Origin of the sequence: uncultured Friedmanniella sp., assembly GCF_964244005.1 — a bacterium.
In the GTDB taxonomy this organism is placed as follows: Bacteria; Actinomycetota; Actinomycetes; order Propionibacteriales; family Propionibacteriaceae; genus Microlunatus.
Window position 1 is genome coordinate 31786 of the sequence record NZ_CAXTHG010000034.1, and the last position, 14171, is coordinate 45956.

At 71.2% G+C, this 14171-nt stretch carries 11 protein-coding genes; 1 reads left to right on the top strand and 10 read right to left on the bottom strand.

The window, feature by feature from the left end; genetic code table 11:
• Window positions 1-13 precede the first annotated feature (13 nt).
• The 10 genes from ACFE76_RS17745 to ACFE76_RS17790 all read right to left on the bottom strand — a co-directional run bounded on the left by ACFE76_RS17745 (window position 14) and on the right by ACFE76_RS17790 (window position 12417).
• Window positions 14-2497, bottom strand: a complete 2484-nt coding sequence (locus ACFE76_RS17745) for an NADH-quinone oxidoreductase subunit G (protein ID WP_375433106.1) — start codon at window positions 2495-2497, stop codon at window positions 14-16.
• Window positions 2494-3813, bottom strand: coding sequence for an NADH-quinone oxidoreductase subunit NuoF (gene nuoF / locus ACFE76_RS17750; RefSeq protein WP_375433107.1), 1320 nt, complete (start codon window positions 3811-3813; stop codon window positions 2494-2496). The genes ACFE76_RS17745 and nuoF overlap by 4 nt, the downstream gene beginning before the upstream one ends.
• Window positions 3814-3826: 13 nt before the next feature.
• Window positions 3827-4537: an NADH-quinone oxidoreductase subunit NuoE gene (nuoE, locus tag ACFE76_RS17755; protein WP_375433119.1), complete on the bottom strand. Its 711-nt coding sequence runs from the start codon at window positions 4535-4537 to the stop codon at window positions 3827-3829.
• A 166-nt stretch (window positions 4538-4703) separates the two neighbouring features.
• Window positions 4704-6062 (bottom strand): NADH-quinone oxidoreductase subunit D, encoded by a 1359-nt coding sequence (locus ACFE76_RS17760; protein WP_375433108.1) that lies wholly within the window; start codon window positions 6060-6062, stop codon window positions 4704-4706.
• Window positions 6063-6114: 52 nt separating this feature from the next.
• Window positions 6115-6915, bottom strand: a complete 801-nt coding sequence (locus ACFE76_RS17765) for an NADH-quinone oxidoreductase subunit C (protein WP_375433109.1) — start codon at window positions 6913-6915, stop codon at window positions 6115-6117.
• On the bottom strand, window positions 6912-7466 hold the full coding sequence (locus tag ACFE76_RS17770) for a NuoB/complex I 20 kDa subunit family protein (protein ID WP_375433110.1): 555 nt from the start codon (window positions 7464-7466) through the stop codon (window positions 6912-6914). The genes ACFE76_RS17765 and ACFE76_RS17770 overlap by 4 nt, the downstream gene beginning before the upstream one ends.
• 57 nt (window positions 7467-7523) lie before the next feature.
• Entirely contained in the window at window positions 7524-7883 is a 360-nt protein-coding gene (locus ACFE76_RS17775; protein WP_375433111.1) for an NADH-quinone oxidoreductase subunit A, read from the bottom strand.
• 34 nt (window positions 7884-7917) lie between these two features.
• Window positions 7918-9243 (bottom strand): geranylgeranyl reductase family protein, encoded by a 1326-nt coding sequence (locus ACFE76_RS17780; RefSeq protein WP_375433112.1) that lies wholly within the window; start codon window positions 9241-9243, stop codon window positions 7918-7920.
• A 292-nt stretch (window positions 9244-9535) separates the two neighbouring features.
• Window positions 9536-10708: an NTP transferase domain-containing protein gene (locus tag ACFE76_RS17785; protein WP_375433113.1), complete on the bottom strand. Its 1173-nt coding sequence runs from the start codon at window positions 10706-10708 to the stop codon at window positions 9536-9538.
• Between the two features lie 407 nt (window positions 10709-11115).
• Complete coding sequence (locus ACFE76_RS17790) at window positions 11116-12417, bottom strand: isochorismate synthase MenF (RefSeq protein WP_375433114.1); 1302 nt, start codon at window positions 12415-12417, stop codon at window positions 11116-11118.
• Between the two features lie 80 nt (window positions 12418-12497).
• Between ACFE76_RS17790 and ACFE76_RS17795 the strand changes: the two genes are divergently transcribed.
• The gene (locus tag ACFE76_RS17795; protein ID WP_375433115.1) at window positions 12498-14063 is read left to right on the top strand and encodes a molybdopterin-dependent oxidoreductase; all 1566 of its coding nucleotides are present in this window, start codon (window positions 12498-12500) and stop codon (window positions 14061-14063) included.
• Window positions 14064-14171: the final 108 nt, after the last annotated feature.

Genomic DNA, 14171 nt, shown 5'->3' on the forward strand with positions numbered 1-14171 from the left:
CCGGTGAGCACGGTCATGCCGCAGACTCCTCGTCGGGACCGGTGCCCGCGGTGGTGGTGGACAGCGTGCTGGTGGGTACGGGGACCGACACCTCGACGAGGTCACCGGCGCCGGCGGCGAGGTGCTCGTTGACGCCGAGCCCGGGCGCCTTGGCCGGCAGCCAGACAACCCCGAGGACCATGTCCGGGTCGAGCTCCAGCGGTAGCGTCAGCCGACCCCGCTCGTTGCTCACGGTGACCCGGTCGGTCAGTCCGGCCAGGTCGGCCGTCGCCGGGTGCATCCGGGCCACCGGCGGCCGGGCGGTCGCGAGCAGGAACGGCTCGCCGTCGACCGCACGGCGGTCGTCGATGGCCATCCGCCAGGTGGCAAGGACCAGCTTCGTCGCCGAGGCACGGGCTACCGCACCCGGTTCGACCCTCGGCTTGAGGCCGCGACGGCCCTCCCAGCGGCCGAGCTCGGCCAGCTCGGCCCGAGCCCCCTCGGCCGTCCGGAAACCGAGGTCGGTACCGAATGCCTCGGCGAGTGCGGCGAGCACCCGGACGTCTGACATCGTGTTGGGCGCGGTGAAGACCGCGTCGAAGGGGCGCTCACGACCCTCCCAGGTGACGAACGTGCCGGACCGCTCCGAGACCAGCGACACCGGGAAGACCACGTCGGCCCGTTCGGTGACGGCCGAGGCCCGGGTCTCCAGACTGACGACGAAGTCGGTCTCCTCGAGCGTCCGCAACGCCGCCTGCGGATCGGCGAGGTCGGCCGGCTCCAGGCCGGCGACCACCAGCGCGCTCAGCCGGTCGCCGAGGGCTGGGCTGAGCATCTCGTTCGCGGACCGGCCGGGAGTCGTCGGCAGGGCCTCGATCCCCCAGGTGGTCTGGGTGTCGATCCGGGCTGCGGCGTCGCCGAGCGGACGGCCGCCGGGCAGCAGGTCGGGCAGGCAGCCCGCGTCGACCGCACCGCGGTCGCCAGCCCGACGCGGCACCCAGGCAAGCCGGGCCCCCGTACGGTCAGCCAGCCGCAGACAGGCGGTCAGGGTGCCGGCCGACTGGGCGGCCCGCTCACCGACCAGGATCACCGAGCCGGCGTCCAGCGGCAGGTCGAGACTGGCCAGCACGGCCGCCTCGCTGCCGGGGACGGCGGGCACGAGAGTGGCGCCCATCTTGACCGCACCGCGGCTGAGCAGCGGGGCGACCGTCCAGGACGTCAGCCCGAACTTGCGCATCGCCTTGCGGAGCCGCAGGAAGATCGCCCCCGCCTCCTCCTCGGGCTCGAAGCAGACCATCAGCACCGACGAGGCGTGCTCGAGGTCGCCGAAGGTCACGCCCCGACCGCGGCCGCTCACCGCTGCGGCGAGGAACTGGGCCTCCTCGGCCGAGTGCGGCCGGGCGCGGAAGTCGATGGAGTTGGTGCCGAGCACCGTCCGGGCGAACTTGGCGTAGCCGTACGCGTCCTCTCCGGTCAACCGGCCGCCGGTGAGCACGCCGACCCCACGGCTCTCGTCGTCGGGCCCCTTGGCCATCGACGCCTGCAGGCCCTGGACGGCCACGTCGATCGCTTCGGGCCAGGACGCGGGCCGCAGCACGCCGTCCTCGCGGACCAGCGGCCGCCGCAGCCGGTCCTCGCCCCGCCCGTAGGCGAAGGCGAACCGGTCGACGTCGGTGATCCACTCCTCGTTGACCTCGGGGTCGTCCCCCGCCAGCCGCCGGACGACGACGCCGCGCCGGTGGTCGACCCGGATCGCCGAGCCGCACGAGTCGTGCTCGGCGACCGCCGGCGTGCTGACCAGGTCGAACGGCCGGGACCGGAACCGGTAGGCCGCGTTCGTCAGGGCCCCGACCGGGCAGATCTGGATCGTGTTGCCCGAGAAGTAGGACTGGAACGGCTCCCGCTCGTAGACGCCCACCTGCTGCAGCGCGCCGCGCTCGACGAGCGCGATGAACGGGTCACCCGCGATCTGCTCGGAGAAGCGGGTGCAGCGGGCGCAGAGCACGCACCGCTCCCGGTCGAGCAGGATGTTGGCCGAGATGTTGACCGGCTTGGGGTAGGTGCGCTTGAGGTCGGAGAAGCGGGTCTCGGCGTAGCCGTGGGACATCGCCTGGTTCTGCAGCGGGCACTCCCCGCCCTTGTCGCAGATCGGGCAGTCGAGCGGGTGGTTGACCAGCAGGAACTCCATGTTGCCGTGCTGGGCCTTGTCGGCGACCGGCGACGTGACCTGGGTCTTGACGACCATCCCCGCCGCCACCTCGAGGGTGCACGACGCCTGCGGCTTGGGGATGCCGCGGCCGTTGCCGGCGTCCGGCACCTCTACCAGGCACTGCCGGCACGCCCCGACCGGGTCGAGCAGCGGGTGGTCACAGAACCGCGGGATGTCGACCCCGATCAGCTCCGCCGCCCGGATCACCAGCGTCCCCTTCGGGACGCTGACCTCGACGTCGTCGATGGTCAGGGTGAGGAGGTCCTCGCGTTTGGCCACCTGGTCCGGTCGGTTCGACGTGACCGTCATACGGAGACTCCTACGGGCTCGCGGACGAAGATGGTGCTGCGCTCGTAGGGGAACAGCTCCCAGGCGGGGGTGTGCATGGCAGCCTCGAACTCGTCCCGGAAGTAGGCGATCGCCGAGCTGATCGGCGACGTGGCGCCGTCACCGAGGGCGCAGAACGAGCGGCCGAGGATGTTTTCGCAGAGGTCGAGCAGCTTGTCGATGTCGCCCTCCTCGCCGCGACCGGCCTCCATCCGCTTGAGGATCTGGACCAGCCACCAGGTGCCCTCGCGGCACGGGGTGCACTTGCCGCACGACTCGTGCTTGTAGAACTCGGTCCAACGCAGCACCGTGCGCACGACGGAGGTGGTCTCGTCGAAGCACTGCAACGCCTTGGTGCCGAGCATCGACTTCACGCTGGCGACGCCTTCGTAGTCGAGAGGGATGTCGAGGTGCTGCGGCGTCAGGATCGGGGTCGAGGAGCCGCCCGGGGTCCAGAACTTGAGCTCGTGCCCCGCCCGGATCCCCCCGCCCAGCGCGAGCAGCTCGCGCAGCGTGATGCCCAGCGGGGCCTCGAACTGGCCGGGGTGGGTGACGTGCCCGGACAGGGAGTAGATCGTCATGCCCTTGGACTTCTCGGTGCCCATCGAGGAGAACCAGGCCGCGCCGTTGCGCAGGATCGAGGGCACCGACGCGATGGACTCGACGTTGTTGATCACCGTCGGGCTGGCGTAGAGGCCGGCGACCGCGGGGAACGGGGGGCGTAGCCGCGGCTGACCGCGGCGGCCCTCGAGGGAGTCGAGCAGCGCGGTCTCCTCACCGCAGATGTACGCGCCCGCACCGGCGTGCACGATGATCTCGAGGTCGTACCCGGTGCCGAGCACGTTCTTCCCCGCGTAGCCGGCCGAGTAGGCCTCCCGGACGGCCTGCTGCAGCCGGCGGACGACGTGCACCACCTCGCCGCGGACGTAGATGAACGCGGTGTTCGAGCGGATCGCGTACGCCGAGATGATCACGCCTTCGACCAGCGTGTGCGGCGAGGCCATCATCAGCGGGATGTCCTTGCAGGTCCCCGGCTCGGACTCGTCGGCGTTGACCACGAGGTACTTCGGCTTGGGGTTGTCCTGCGGGATGAAGCTCCACTTCATCCCCGTCGGGAAGCCCGCGCCGCCCCGGCCGCGCAGACCGGAGTCCTTGACCGCCGTGACCACGTCGGCCGGCTCCATCCCCAGCGCGTTGCGGAGCGCCTGGTAGCCACCCTGCCGTTCGTAGTTGACGAGCTTCCAAGCCCGCTCGTCGCCCCAGTTGGCGGTGAGCACGGGAGTCAAGACGTCAGTCATGCCCTCTCCTCCATCAGACGCTGCCCTTCTGCTCGTCGTCCTCGACGGTCTCCGGCGTTACGGGCGTGGGGGCGTGCCAGCCCCGCTCGCGCGCGATCTGCAGCCCCAGCCGGGAGGCCGAACCCGAGGTCGGACCCTCATCGGCGCGACCGTCGGGAAAGCCGGCCAGCACCCGTTCGGTCTCCTGCCACGTCGCGACCCGGGCGCCGCGGGTGGCCTGCACCGGGGCGCCGGACTGCAGCGCGTCGACGACCTGCACGGCGTTGTCGGGCGTCGCGTTGTCGAAGAACTCCCAGTTGACCATCATCACCGGGGCGTAGTCGCAGGCCGCGTTGCACTCGAGGTGCTCGAGGGTGATCACGCCGTCCTCGGTGGTCTCGTCGTTGCCGACGCCGAGATGCTCCTGCAGCCGCGCGTACACCTCGTCGCCGCCCATGATCGCGCAGAGCGCGGTGGTGCAGACCCCGACGTGGTACTTCCCGACCGGGCGCCGCTTGTACATCGTGTAGAAGGTCGCGACCCCGCTGACGTCGGCGGTGCTGATGTCGAGGATCCGGGCGCAGACCTCGATCCCGGCCGGCGTCACGCGACCCTCGACGCTCTGCACCAGGTGCAGCATCGGCAGCAGGGCCGACCGCGGCTGCGGGTAGCGCGCCGCGATCAGCCGCAGCTCGTCGATCACCGCGTCGTCGATCAGCGTCTCCGGCGCGTCGAAGTCGAGCACCGGTTCGTCGAAGTGGGTGGTGAAGTGCCCGTGCGTGCCGTGCCCGGCGAGCTCTTCGCTGGCATTGTTGCCGGCGGACGACCCGGCCCGCGCCCCCGGGCCCTGGGGCTCGACCAGCGCGTTCACCGGTCCACTCTTTCCGCTGGGGTCGACCCGACTCGCAGGCTCATCGATCGACCCCGCCCATCACCGGGTCGAGGCTCGCCACGGCCACCACCACGTCGGACACCATCGAACCCTCGCACATGGCGGGCATGGCCTGGAGGTTGGTGAAGCTCGGGTCACGGAAGTGCACGCGGAAGGGTCGCGTGCCGCCGTCGGAGACGACGTGCGCGCCGAGCTCGCCGCGCGGGCTCTCGATCGGCACGTACGCCTGGCCGGGCGGCACCCGGAAGCCCTCGGTGACCAGCTTGAAGTGGTGGATCAGCGACTCCATCGACTCGCCCATGATGTGCTTGATGTGCTCGTTGGAGTTGCCCATGCCGTCGGAGCCGATGGCCAGCTGCGCGGGCCAGGCGATCTTCTTGTCGGCGACCATGATCGGGGCGCCCTTCATCTTCTCCAGCCGGGCCACGCACTGCTCGACGATCTTGAGGCTTTCCCACATCTCGTTCAGCCGGATCCGGAAGCGGCCGTACGCGTCCATCGTGTCCCAGGTCTGGACCTCGAAGTCGTAGGTCTCGTAGCCGCAGTAGGGCTGGCGCTTGCGCAGGTCCCAGTCGTAGCCGGTGGCCCGCAGCGGCGGCCCGGTGATCCCGAGCGCCAGACAGCCGGTCAGGTCGAGGTGGCCGACGCCACCGAGCCGGCCCTTGAAGATCGGGTTCTCGTTGCAGAAGGCCGCGTACTCGGGCAGGTGCTTGCGCATCCAGACGACCAGGTCGCGGACGTGCTCGAGCGCGTTGTCGGGCAGGTCCTGGGCAACCCCGCCGGGACGGATGTACGCGTGGTTCATCCGCAGACCCGTGATCAGCTCGAACGCGTCCAGCACCTTCTCGCGCTCCCGGAAGCCGATGGTCATCACCGTCAGGGCGCCGATCTCCATCCCGCCGGTGGCGATGCAGACCAGGTGGGAGGAGATCCGGTTGAGCTCCATCATCATCACCCGGATGACACTGGCCTTCTCCGGGATCTCCGCCTCGATGTCGAGCAGCCGCTCGACGCCCAGACAGTAGGTGGTCTCGTTGAACAGCGGGGCGAGGTAGTCCATCCGGGTGCAGAAGGTGACGCCCTGGGTCCAGGAGCGGTACTCCATGTTCTTCTCGATGCCGGTGTGCAGGTAGCCGATGCCGCAGCGGGCCTCGGTGACCGACTCACCCTCCATCTCCAAGATCAGTCGCAGCACGCCGTGCGTGGACGGGTGCTGCGGACCCATGTTGACCACGATCCGCTCGTCGCCGCGCTCGGCCTGCTCCGCGGCGATCGAGTCCCAGTCCTGCCCGGTGACGGTGTAGACGTGCCCCTCGTCAGGGTCGGTTCCGTCGGCACCGTCGGCGATGCCGTACGGGTCGGTGATCACACTGGCCATTAGTTGTCACACCCCTCGCCGGATGGGCTGGAGGTCGCTCCGCTCCCACTCATCAGTTGTAGCTCCTGCGCTCGTCGGGCGGCGGCACGGTGGCCCCGAGGTACTCCACGGGGATGCCGCCGAGCGGATAGTCCTTGCGTTGCGGGTGACCGGGCCAGTCATCGGGCATCAGCACCCGGGTCAGGGCGGGGTGGCCGTCGAACACGATGCCGAACATGTCGTAGGTCTCGCGCTCGTGCCAGTCCGCGGTCGGGTAGGTCGGCACCACCGACGGGATGTGCGGGTCGTCGATCGGAGTCGACACCTCGAGCCGGATCCGCCGGTTGTGGGTCATCGACTGCAAGTGGTAGACCGCGTGCAGCTCCGCCCCCCGGTCAGCCGGGTAGTGCACCCCGGAGACGCTGGAGCAGAACTCGAACCGCAGCTGGGCGTCGTCGCGCAGGTGCCGGGCCAACGTGGCCAGCGAGGCCCGGGCGACGTGGAAGGTGATCTCGCCCCGGTGGACGACGACCTTGGTGATGACGTCGCTGTAGCTACCGACCAGCTCACCGATCCGGTCGCTGACCGAGTCCCACCAGCCCCCGTACGGCGGGGCGGTCGGCGGCGGGAACTCGATCGTGCGGGACAGCCCGCCGTAGCCGGACGTGTCGCCGGTGCCGCGGACGCCGAACATGCCGCGACGGACCTCGAGCACCTCGGTCTCGTCGCTGGGCAGCGCCGGGTCGGAACCGACCAGCGACTCGGGCTTGGTGACGGCGTCGGGCTCGGACTCACCGGCCGCCAGCCCGCCCGTGACGCGGGCCTTGGCGTCGGACTCGGCGTTCACCGCACCGCCCCCGGGGGTCTCGGTCATCGCAGCAGACCCTTCTGCTCGACGGTCGACGCCGCCGCCAGCTGCGCCTGCTCCGCCTCGAGGTTCGCCGTCACGGCGTTGAGGCCGACGGGTGTGTGTGCGACCTTGTCGCGCAGCTTGAACATGGCGTCGATCAACATCTCGGGCCGCGGCGGACAGCCGGGCAGGTACATGTCGACGGGCACGACATGGTCGACGCCCTGGACGATGGCGTAGTTGTTGAACATCCCGCCGCTGCTGGCGCAGACCCCCATGGCCAGCACCCACTTGGGGTTGGGCATCTGGTCATAGATCTGGCGCAGCACGGGCGCCATCTTCTGGCTGACCCGGCCGGCCACGATCATCAGGTCGGCCTGGCGCGGCGAGGCGCGGAAGACCTCCTGGCCCCAACGGCCGGAATCGTAGCGCGGGGCGCCGTAGGTCATCATCTCGATCGCACAACACGCGAGGCCGAAGGTGGCCGGCCAGAACGAGGCGCTGCGCATGTAGCCGAACAGCCCCTCGACCGTCGTTAGCAGCACCCCGGTGGGGAGCTTTTCTTCTGCACCCATGTCAGTCCGTCCCTTGCTGTGTCTGGTCCTGCGGCGTGGTCGGCGGCCCGGCCGCGGTCAGTCCCACTCGAGCCCACCCCGCCGCAGCACGTAGAGGTAGGCGATGAAGACGGTGACGATGAACAGGACCATCTCCATCAGGGCGAAGGTGCCCATCTGGTCGAACGAGACCGCCCACGGGTAGAGGAAGACGATCTCGATGTCGAAGACGATGAACAGCATCGCGGTGATGTAGTACTTCACCGGGAAGCGGCCGCCGCCCACCGGCTGCGGCGTCGGCTCGATCCCGCACTCGTAGGAGTCGTACTTGGCCCGGTTGTAGCGGCCCGGCCCCACGATCAGGGACGTCACGATGGTGAGCGCGACGAAGCCGGCAGCCAGGCCCAGCAGGATCACGATGCCGAGGTAGCCGTTCACGCGTCTCCCCTGTGGTCGGTCAAGCATGTGTTGGTCATGCGGCCGGCGCGATCCGCGACGCGACGTTGATCAGCTTGTCCATGGCGTCCCCGTCCCGGCTGTCGGTCAGGTTGGCCAGCAGCTTGAGCGTGAACTTCATCAGCGTCTTGCGCGGCAGCCCGTAGCGCGTGCAGGCCTGCATCACGTGGGGGTTGCCGATCAGCTTCACGAAGGCGCGGCCGAGGGTGTAGTACCCCCCGAGCTCGGCCTTGAGCTTGAGCGGGTACGACTCCAGCGCCCGCTCGGCGCTGGCCGTGCCGGTGCCGCGGTAGTGCGCCTCGGCCATGGCGTCGGCGGCGATCTCACCGGACTCCATCGCGTAGGCGATGCCTTCGCCGTTGAACGGGTTGACCATGCCGCCGGCGTCCCCGACAAGCAGCAGGCCGCGGCTGTAGTGGGGCTGCCGGTTGAACCCCATCGGCAGCGCCGCCCCGCGGACCGGACCGGTCATGTTCTCGTCGCGGAACCCCCACTCCTCCGGGGTGTTGTCCAGCCAGCGCTTGAGCAGGTCCTTGTAGTCGGTCTTGCCGAACGCGCTCGAGGTGTTGAGGATGCCGAGGCCGACGTTGCAGGTGCCGTCGCCCATGCCGAAGATCCAGCCGTAGCCGGGCAGCAGCGCGCTCTCGCCCGGCTTGCCGTCCCACAGCTCCAGCCAGGACTCCATGTAGTCGTCGTCGTGCCGGGGGCTCGTGTAGTAGGTGCGCACCGCGACGCCCATCGGCCGGTCGTCACGCCGGTTGAGGCCCATGGCCAGGCTCAGCCGGGTCGAGTTGCCGTCGGCCGCCACCACCATCGGTGCGGAGAAGCAACGGCCGTCCTTGGTGCGGACGCCGACGATCCTCGTCGTGCGGTCGTCGAGCACCGGAGCGACCACGTTCGCCTGCTCGTACAGCGTGACCCCGGACGCCTCGGCGTTGCGGACCAGCAGGTCGTCGAGGTCGGCGCGCGGGCGGACCAGCCCGTACGGCGGGAAGTCGGCGAGGTCGGGCCACTCGAGCTGGAACGGCCGGTCACCGCCGTAGATGCGGAGCCCCTTGTTGTGCAGCCAGCCGGCCGCCTCGGAGGTGTCGATGCCCAGTCGGATCAGCTGTCGGGTCGCGCGGGGGGTGAGCCCGTCACCGCAGACCTTCTCGCGCGGGAACGAGGTCTTCTCCAGCAGGGTGACGCTCAGGCCGCGCCGCGCCAGGTGGGTGGCCGTCGCCGAGCCCGCCGGACCAGCGCCGACGACGATCACGTCGGACTCGATCGGGGCCCCGGAGCTCGTGACCGGGGACACGGAGGCACCCGCCGCCGGGCCCCGCCCGTGGGAGGTGACTGACATCGAGACTCCTGCTCCTGACCGCCGTGCACACCGCTGTGACTTGCGCTCGTGAAAACCTTCACGAGCTCACGCGGAGTCTACGACCCCCCACCGACACTTCCCAATGCAGTAGCGGCTACGCGCCGGTTCCGCCCATCAGCCTTCCGACCAGGGGCGATGCCGCGAATTACGTCCCGTCGGCGTGACCTAAACAATGGCCCGCGCGCAGCTCCGCCGAGTGCTGACAAGCAACCTGACTTCTGCCAGCAGACCTTGCCCCTCCTCAGCAGCTGCTGCGGCGAACGGGCACCCCTCAGCCGAGGACGAGGTCAACGTCGGCGGCGGTCCGCACGTGCGTGAAGTAGTGACGCTCGGCGCGCTCCCACAGCCCGGCCCAGCGCGGGTCGTCCCCACGAGCGGCTAACCGAGCCGCGCGCTCGATCTCCTCGGCCCGGACCAGGACGGACGCGGTGACCAGGTCGGCGAGCTCGGGTCGGGCGGCGTACACGCCGTCGAGCACGACCAGCGGAGCCGGTGGCAGGCTCCGTGCGGCGCCCAGTCGTCCAGGTCCGGCGGTGCCGGTCCAGTCGAAGGGCCGGTACCGCGCCGGCCGGCCGGCGGCCAGCGGTACCAGCGCCTCAGCCCGCAGCCGGGCCCAGTCGAAGACCCGGTCGGCGAGCTCCCCGTCGTCGAGCCGGCCCAGCTCCTCCAGATCGGACTCGGCGAAGGCCACCGCGTAGAAGTCGTCCCCCGGCAGCACGGTGGCACCGGTCCGCAGCCGGAGCGCCGCGGCCAGCGTCGACTTGCCCGCCCCGCTGGGCCCGTCGAGGGCCAGCACCACCGGCCGGTCTCCGGCCGAGGACCGCTCGGCCAGCGCGACCAGAGCAGCCACCTGCGGCGAGGTCTGGGCCGCCCAGGCGGCGAGCTGTGCGGGGGTGTCCACGTCGAAGAGGCTGCTCGGGGGCAGTGGCACCCGGCGAAGGTCAGGTCCGAGAGCCGCGAGCAGCAGCCGGCGGGCAGAGGCACCCTGGCCGCCGTCGGCGGCGGACGCCACGAGCGCCTCGGCCGCCGGCCGGCGCAACGCGAGCTGCAGCGGCTGGTAACGGCCCTCGTCGTCCACCGCCACCAACGCCGACGCCGACGGGTCGTCGCGCAGCAGCCCGAGCAGCGCGACCGCGGCGCGACCCCCGGCCGGTGCGTCACCGGGCAGCACCGCAAGCAGAGTGGCGGGTCCGGTCAGCGCCAGTCGCAGACCGGCGACCAGCGCCGCGGCCGGCCCCCCGCCGGGCGGGTCTTCCCGGACCAGGTGCACCGACCGGGCCGTCGGCCGTGCCGGACCCACCAGCACCACGTCAGCGTCGCCCGGCAGGGCCGCCAGCGCAGCGTCGAGCAGGGGGCTGCCGTCGACCGGCGCCGTCAGCTTGTCGCTGCCGAACCGGCGGGACGTCCCTCCGGCCAGCACCACTACCGCGGTCGTCGCCTCCATCGGCCGCCGGTCAGTTCCCGTAGCCGTCGGGCACCACGAGCTCGCCGTCGCGGTACTCACCGCTCGTGCTCTTCACGGGCGGCACCACGGTGACCAGCTTGCTGATGGACCGGATCGGGTCGAAGTCGGCCTCGTACGGGGACGTGACGGAGCGGCCGGGCCCCGGCGAGCGTACGACGGCGGGCTCGCCGCCCCGACCTGCACCAGCCCGACCAGGATCAAGCCGGACAACGTGCAGCGTGCACTTCTCATCAGAGGGTCCCTCGTGCGGTTCGGCGGACGTGGTTCAGGCCCGAGCTCCGGAGTCGGAAAATCTACCTGCCCATCCCGTGCGGGACCGCGCCGAGCGGACGCCGCAGCGTCACGATCACGGTGCAACGTGCGATCCGGACGACCGAGGGCCGAGCTCAGTCGAGGGCGAGCGCCTCGCGCATCGGCACCAGCTTGGCGTTGGACTCCGCCAGCTCAGCTGCCGCGTCGGAGCCGGCGACGATGCCGCAGCCGGCGAAGATCCGGATCCGGCGCGGGTCGGCCTCGTCGACGAGACCGCAGCGCAGCGCGATCCCCCACTCGCCGTCCCCGGCGGCGTCCACCCAGCCGACCGGGCCGGCGTAGCGCTCGCGGTCAAGCTGCTCGAGCTCGGCGATCAGGCCGCGCGCGGTGTCGGTAGGCGTGCCGCAGACCGCGGCGCTGGGGTGCAGCGCTGCGGCGAGGGTCAGCGAGCTCGCGCCGGGCCGGACCCGGCCGGAGACGTCGGTCGCGAGGTGCAGCACGTTCGGCAGCTCGAGGACGTACGGCTCGTCGGGAACCTCGAGGACCGAGCAGTAGGGGCGCAGCGCCTCGGCGACCGAGGCAACGGCGTAGCCGTGCTCCTCGAGGTCCTTGCTCGAGTCGGCCAGGGCGGCGCCGAGAGACCGGTCCGTACGGGTGCTCCGCTGGCGGTCGAGCCCCCCGTGCCTGCGGCCGAGCGGGGCTGTGGTGTCGGGACGTCGGACCGTCCCGGCCAGCACCCGGGAGGAGACGACGCCCGCCTCGCTCCGGACGAGCAGCTCGGGAGTGGCGCCCACCAGCCCGTCGACGAGGTAGGTCCAACAGCTCGGGTAGCGCTCGGCCAGCCGGCCGACCAGCCACCGGAGGTCGAGCTCGGTGCTGGAGGTGGCGACCAGGTCACGGGCCAGGACCACCTTGTCCAGCTCGCCGGCACCGATCCGGCGAACGGCCTCGCTGACCGCGTCCTGCCAGCGCTCGACCGAGAGCGACCCCTCGGCGTAGCGGAGACCGGTCGGCGGTCGGGGCGCTGAGGTGGGCCGGATCGCCGGCTGGTCGCCCAGCTCGGTGCCCACCTGGGTCACCCAGGCGCGACCGCCGCGCCGGCCCACCACCAGCGACGGCACGACCAGAGCCGAGCCGGCGGCGGAGTCAGGGTCGAAGACGAAGCTGCCGAACGCCAGCAGCCCCGACCCGGGCGGCGGGTCGGCGAGCTCGGCCTCGACCACGACGGAACCGGCGAGGTCGGACCACCAGTCCTCGGCATCGCAGATGCTGTCGGGCTTGTGCCGGGCCGCCTCGCCCCAGCCGACGAGGCCCTCACCGTGCCGGAGCCAGGTGTACGCGCCCTCGACTGGCAGCAGGGCCGCCAGCGTGCCCGGGTCGTCGATCTCGACCGTCCGAACCCGCAGCCGCGGTGGCGTCGGATCGGTCGCGGTCACCTCACCACAGTAGTTGGGGGCCGCACACCCACCGGTCAGGCTGACCAATCTGGCCGAGGTCGCGGTGACGAACTCCCCACGTGACCACAGTCGAACCCCCCGCGGCGCCTCGCGCCACCCTCCGGATGGCTGCCGGGGTGGTCGCCGCCGCCGTGGCCGTGGGGGTCGGACACCTGGTCGCCTCGTTCATCGACCCGGTCACCTCGCCGCTGCTCGCCGTCGGCTCCGCCCTGATCGACGCCGCGCCGACGCCGGCGAAGGAGCTCGCGGTCCGCACGCTCGGCACCAACGACAAGCCGGTGCTGCTGACCACCGTCGCCCTGGTGCTGCTGGTCTTCGCCGCCGCGCTCGGCCTGGTCGCCTGGCGGCACCCCCGGATCGCGTACGCCGGCATCGCCCTGCTCGGCGTCGCCGGCATCGTCGCCGCCCTCCTGCGCGGCGGCCTGGTCGACACCGTCCCCTCGATCGCGGCCGGTGTCGCCGGAGTGCTGGCGATGCGCCTCCTGGTCAGCCGCGGGTCCGGCCCTCCAGCAGCGGCCGACGAGGCCCCGGCTGCCTCGGCCATCGACGCCGCCGCCGGTCGTTCGCGCCGCGGCTTCCTGCTGGCGCTGGGCGGGACGGCCGCCGTAGCCGCTCTCGCCGGTGGTGGCGGGATCGTGGTCGGCAAGGTGAAGGCCGCCAGCTCCGCGGCCCGTCGCGCGCTGGGGCTGCCCGCCCCCACCTCGCCGGCTCCGCCGCTGCCGGACGGCGTCCAGGTGTCCGGCGTCCAGCCCTACATCACCGCGAACGACGACTTCTACCGGGTCGACATCAGCCTGGTCACCCCGCACGTGGACGCCAGCAGCTGGAAGCTGACCATCGACGGCATGGTCGACAACACCCTCGAGCTCAGCTACGACGACCTGCTCGCGATGCCGCTGATCGAGCGCAACATCACGCTGACCTGCGTCTCCAACGAGGTCGGCGGCAACTACGTCAGCACCACCAAGTGGCTGGGGGTGCCGTTCAGCGAGATCATCAAGCGCGCTGGCGTCCAGCCCGGGGTCGACCAGGTCTATTCCTACTCCTCCGACTCCGGCTACACCTGCTCGACGCCGTTCCAGGCGGTCAACGACGGCCGGGACGCGATGATCGTGGTCGGGATGAACGGTGAGGTGCTGCCCGACGCCCACGGCTATCCCGCCCGGATGCTGGTGCCCGGACTGTTCGGCTTCGTCTCGGCGACCAAGTGGCTGGAGCGGATCGAGTTCACGACCTACGCCAAGCGGACCGCGTACTGGACCGAGCGCAAGTGGGCCACCGACGCCCCCATCCTGACCCAGACCAAGATCGAGGTGCCGAAGTCGCTCGGCACCCTGCCCAAGGACAAGTCGGTCATCGCTGGCGTCGCCTGGGCGCAGCACCGGGGCATCGAGAAGGTGGAGATCCGGATCGACGGCGGCGAGTGGAAGAACGTCACGCTCGCGGCCGACGGCGGCATCGACCTGTGGCGCCAGTGGTCCTACCCCTACGACGGCCCGGCCGGCCTGCACAGCGCCGAGGTGCGGGCGACCGACCTGGACGGCAAGACCCAGCCCGAGGAACGCACCAAGGTCTTCCCCGACGGCGCCCGCGGCTGGCACCAGATCCAGTTCACGTCGGAGTGATCCCTACCCACCCCTGAAAATCGACCCCGAGACGGACCAAACGCGTCCGAACAGCCCTTGGATTCAAGCTGTCGATGCAACAGGTTCGGTTGGCTCGGATAGTAGCCG

Coding starts and splice junctions, on each gene's coding strand:
- ACFE76_RS17785 (WP_375433113.1), bottom strand. CDS start 10,708: ATGGAGGCGACGACCGCGGTAGTGGTGCTGGCCGGAGGGACGTCCCGC.
- ACFE76_RS17745 (WP_375433106.1), bottom strand. CDS start 2,497: ATGACGGTCACGTCGAACCGACCGGACCAGGTGGCCAAACGCGAGGAC.
- ACFE76_RS17760 (WP_375433108.1), bottom strand. CDS start 6,062: ATGGCCAGTGTGATCACCGACCCGTACGGCATCGCCGACGGTGCCGAC.
- ACFE76_RS17770 (WP_375433110.1), bottom strand. CDS start 7,466: ATGGGTGCAGAAGAAAAGCTCCCCACCGGGGTGCTGCTAACGACGGTC.
- ACFE76_RS17765 (WP_375433109.1), bottom strand. CDS start 6,915: ATGACCGAGACCCCCGGGGGCGGTGCGGTGAACGCCGAGTCCGACGCC.
- ACFE76_RS17780 (WP_375433112.1), bottom strand. CDS start 9,243: ATGTCAGTCACCTCCCACGGGCGGGGCCCGGCGGCGGGTGCCTCCGTG.
- nuoF (WP_375433107.1), bottom strand. CDS start 3,813: ATGACTGACGTCTTGACTCCCGTGCTCACCGCCAACTGGGGCGACGAG.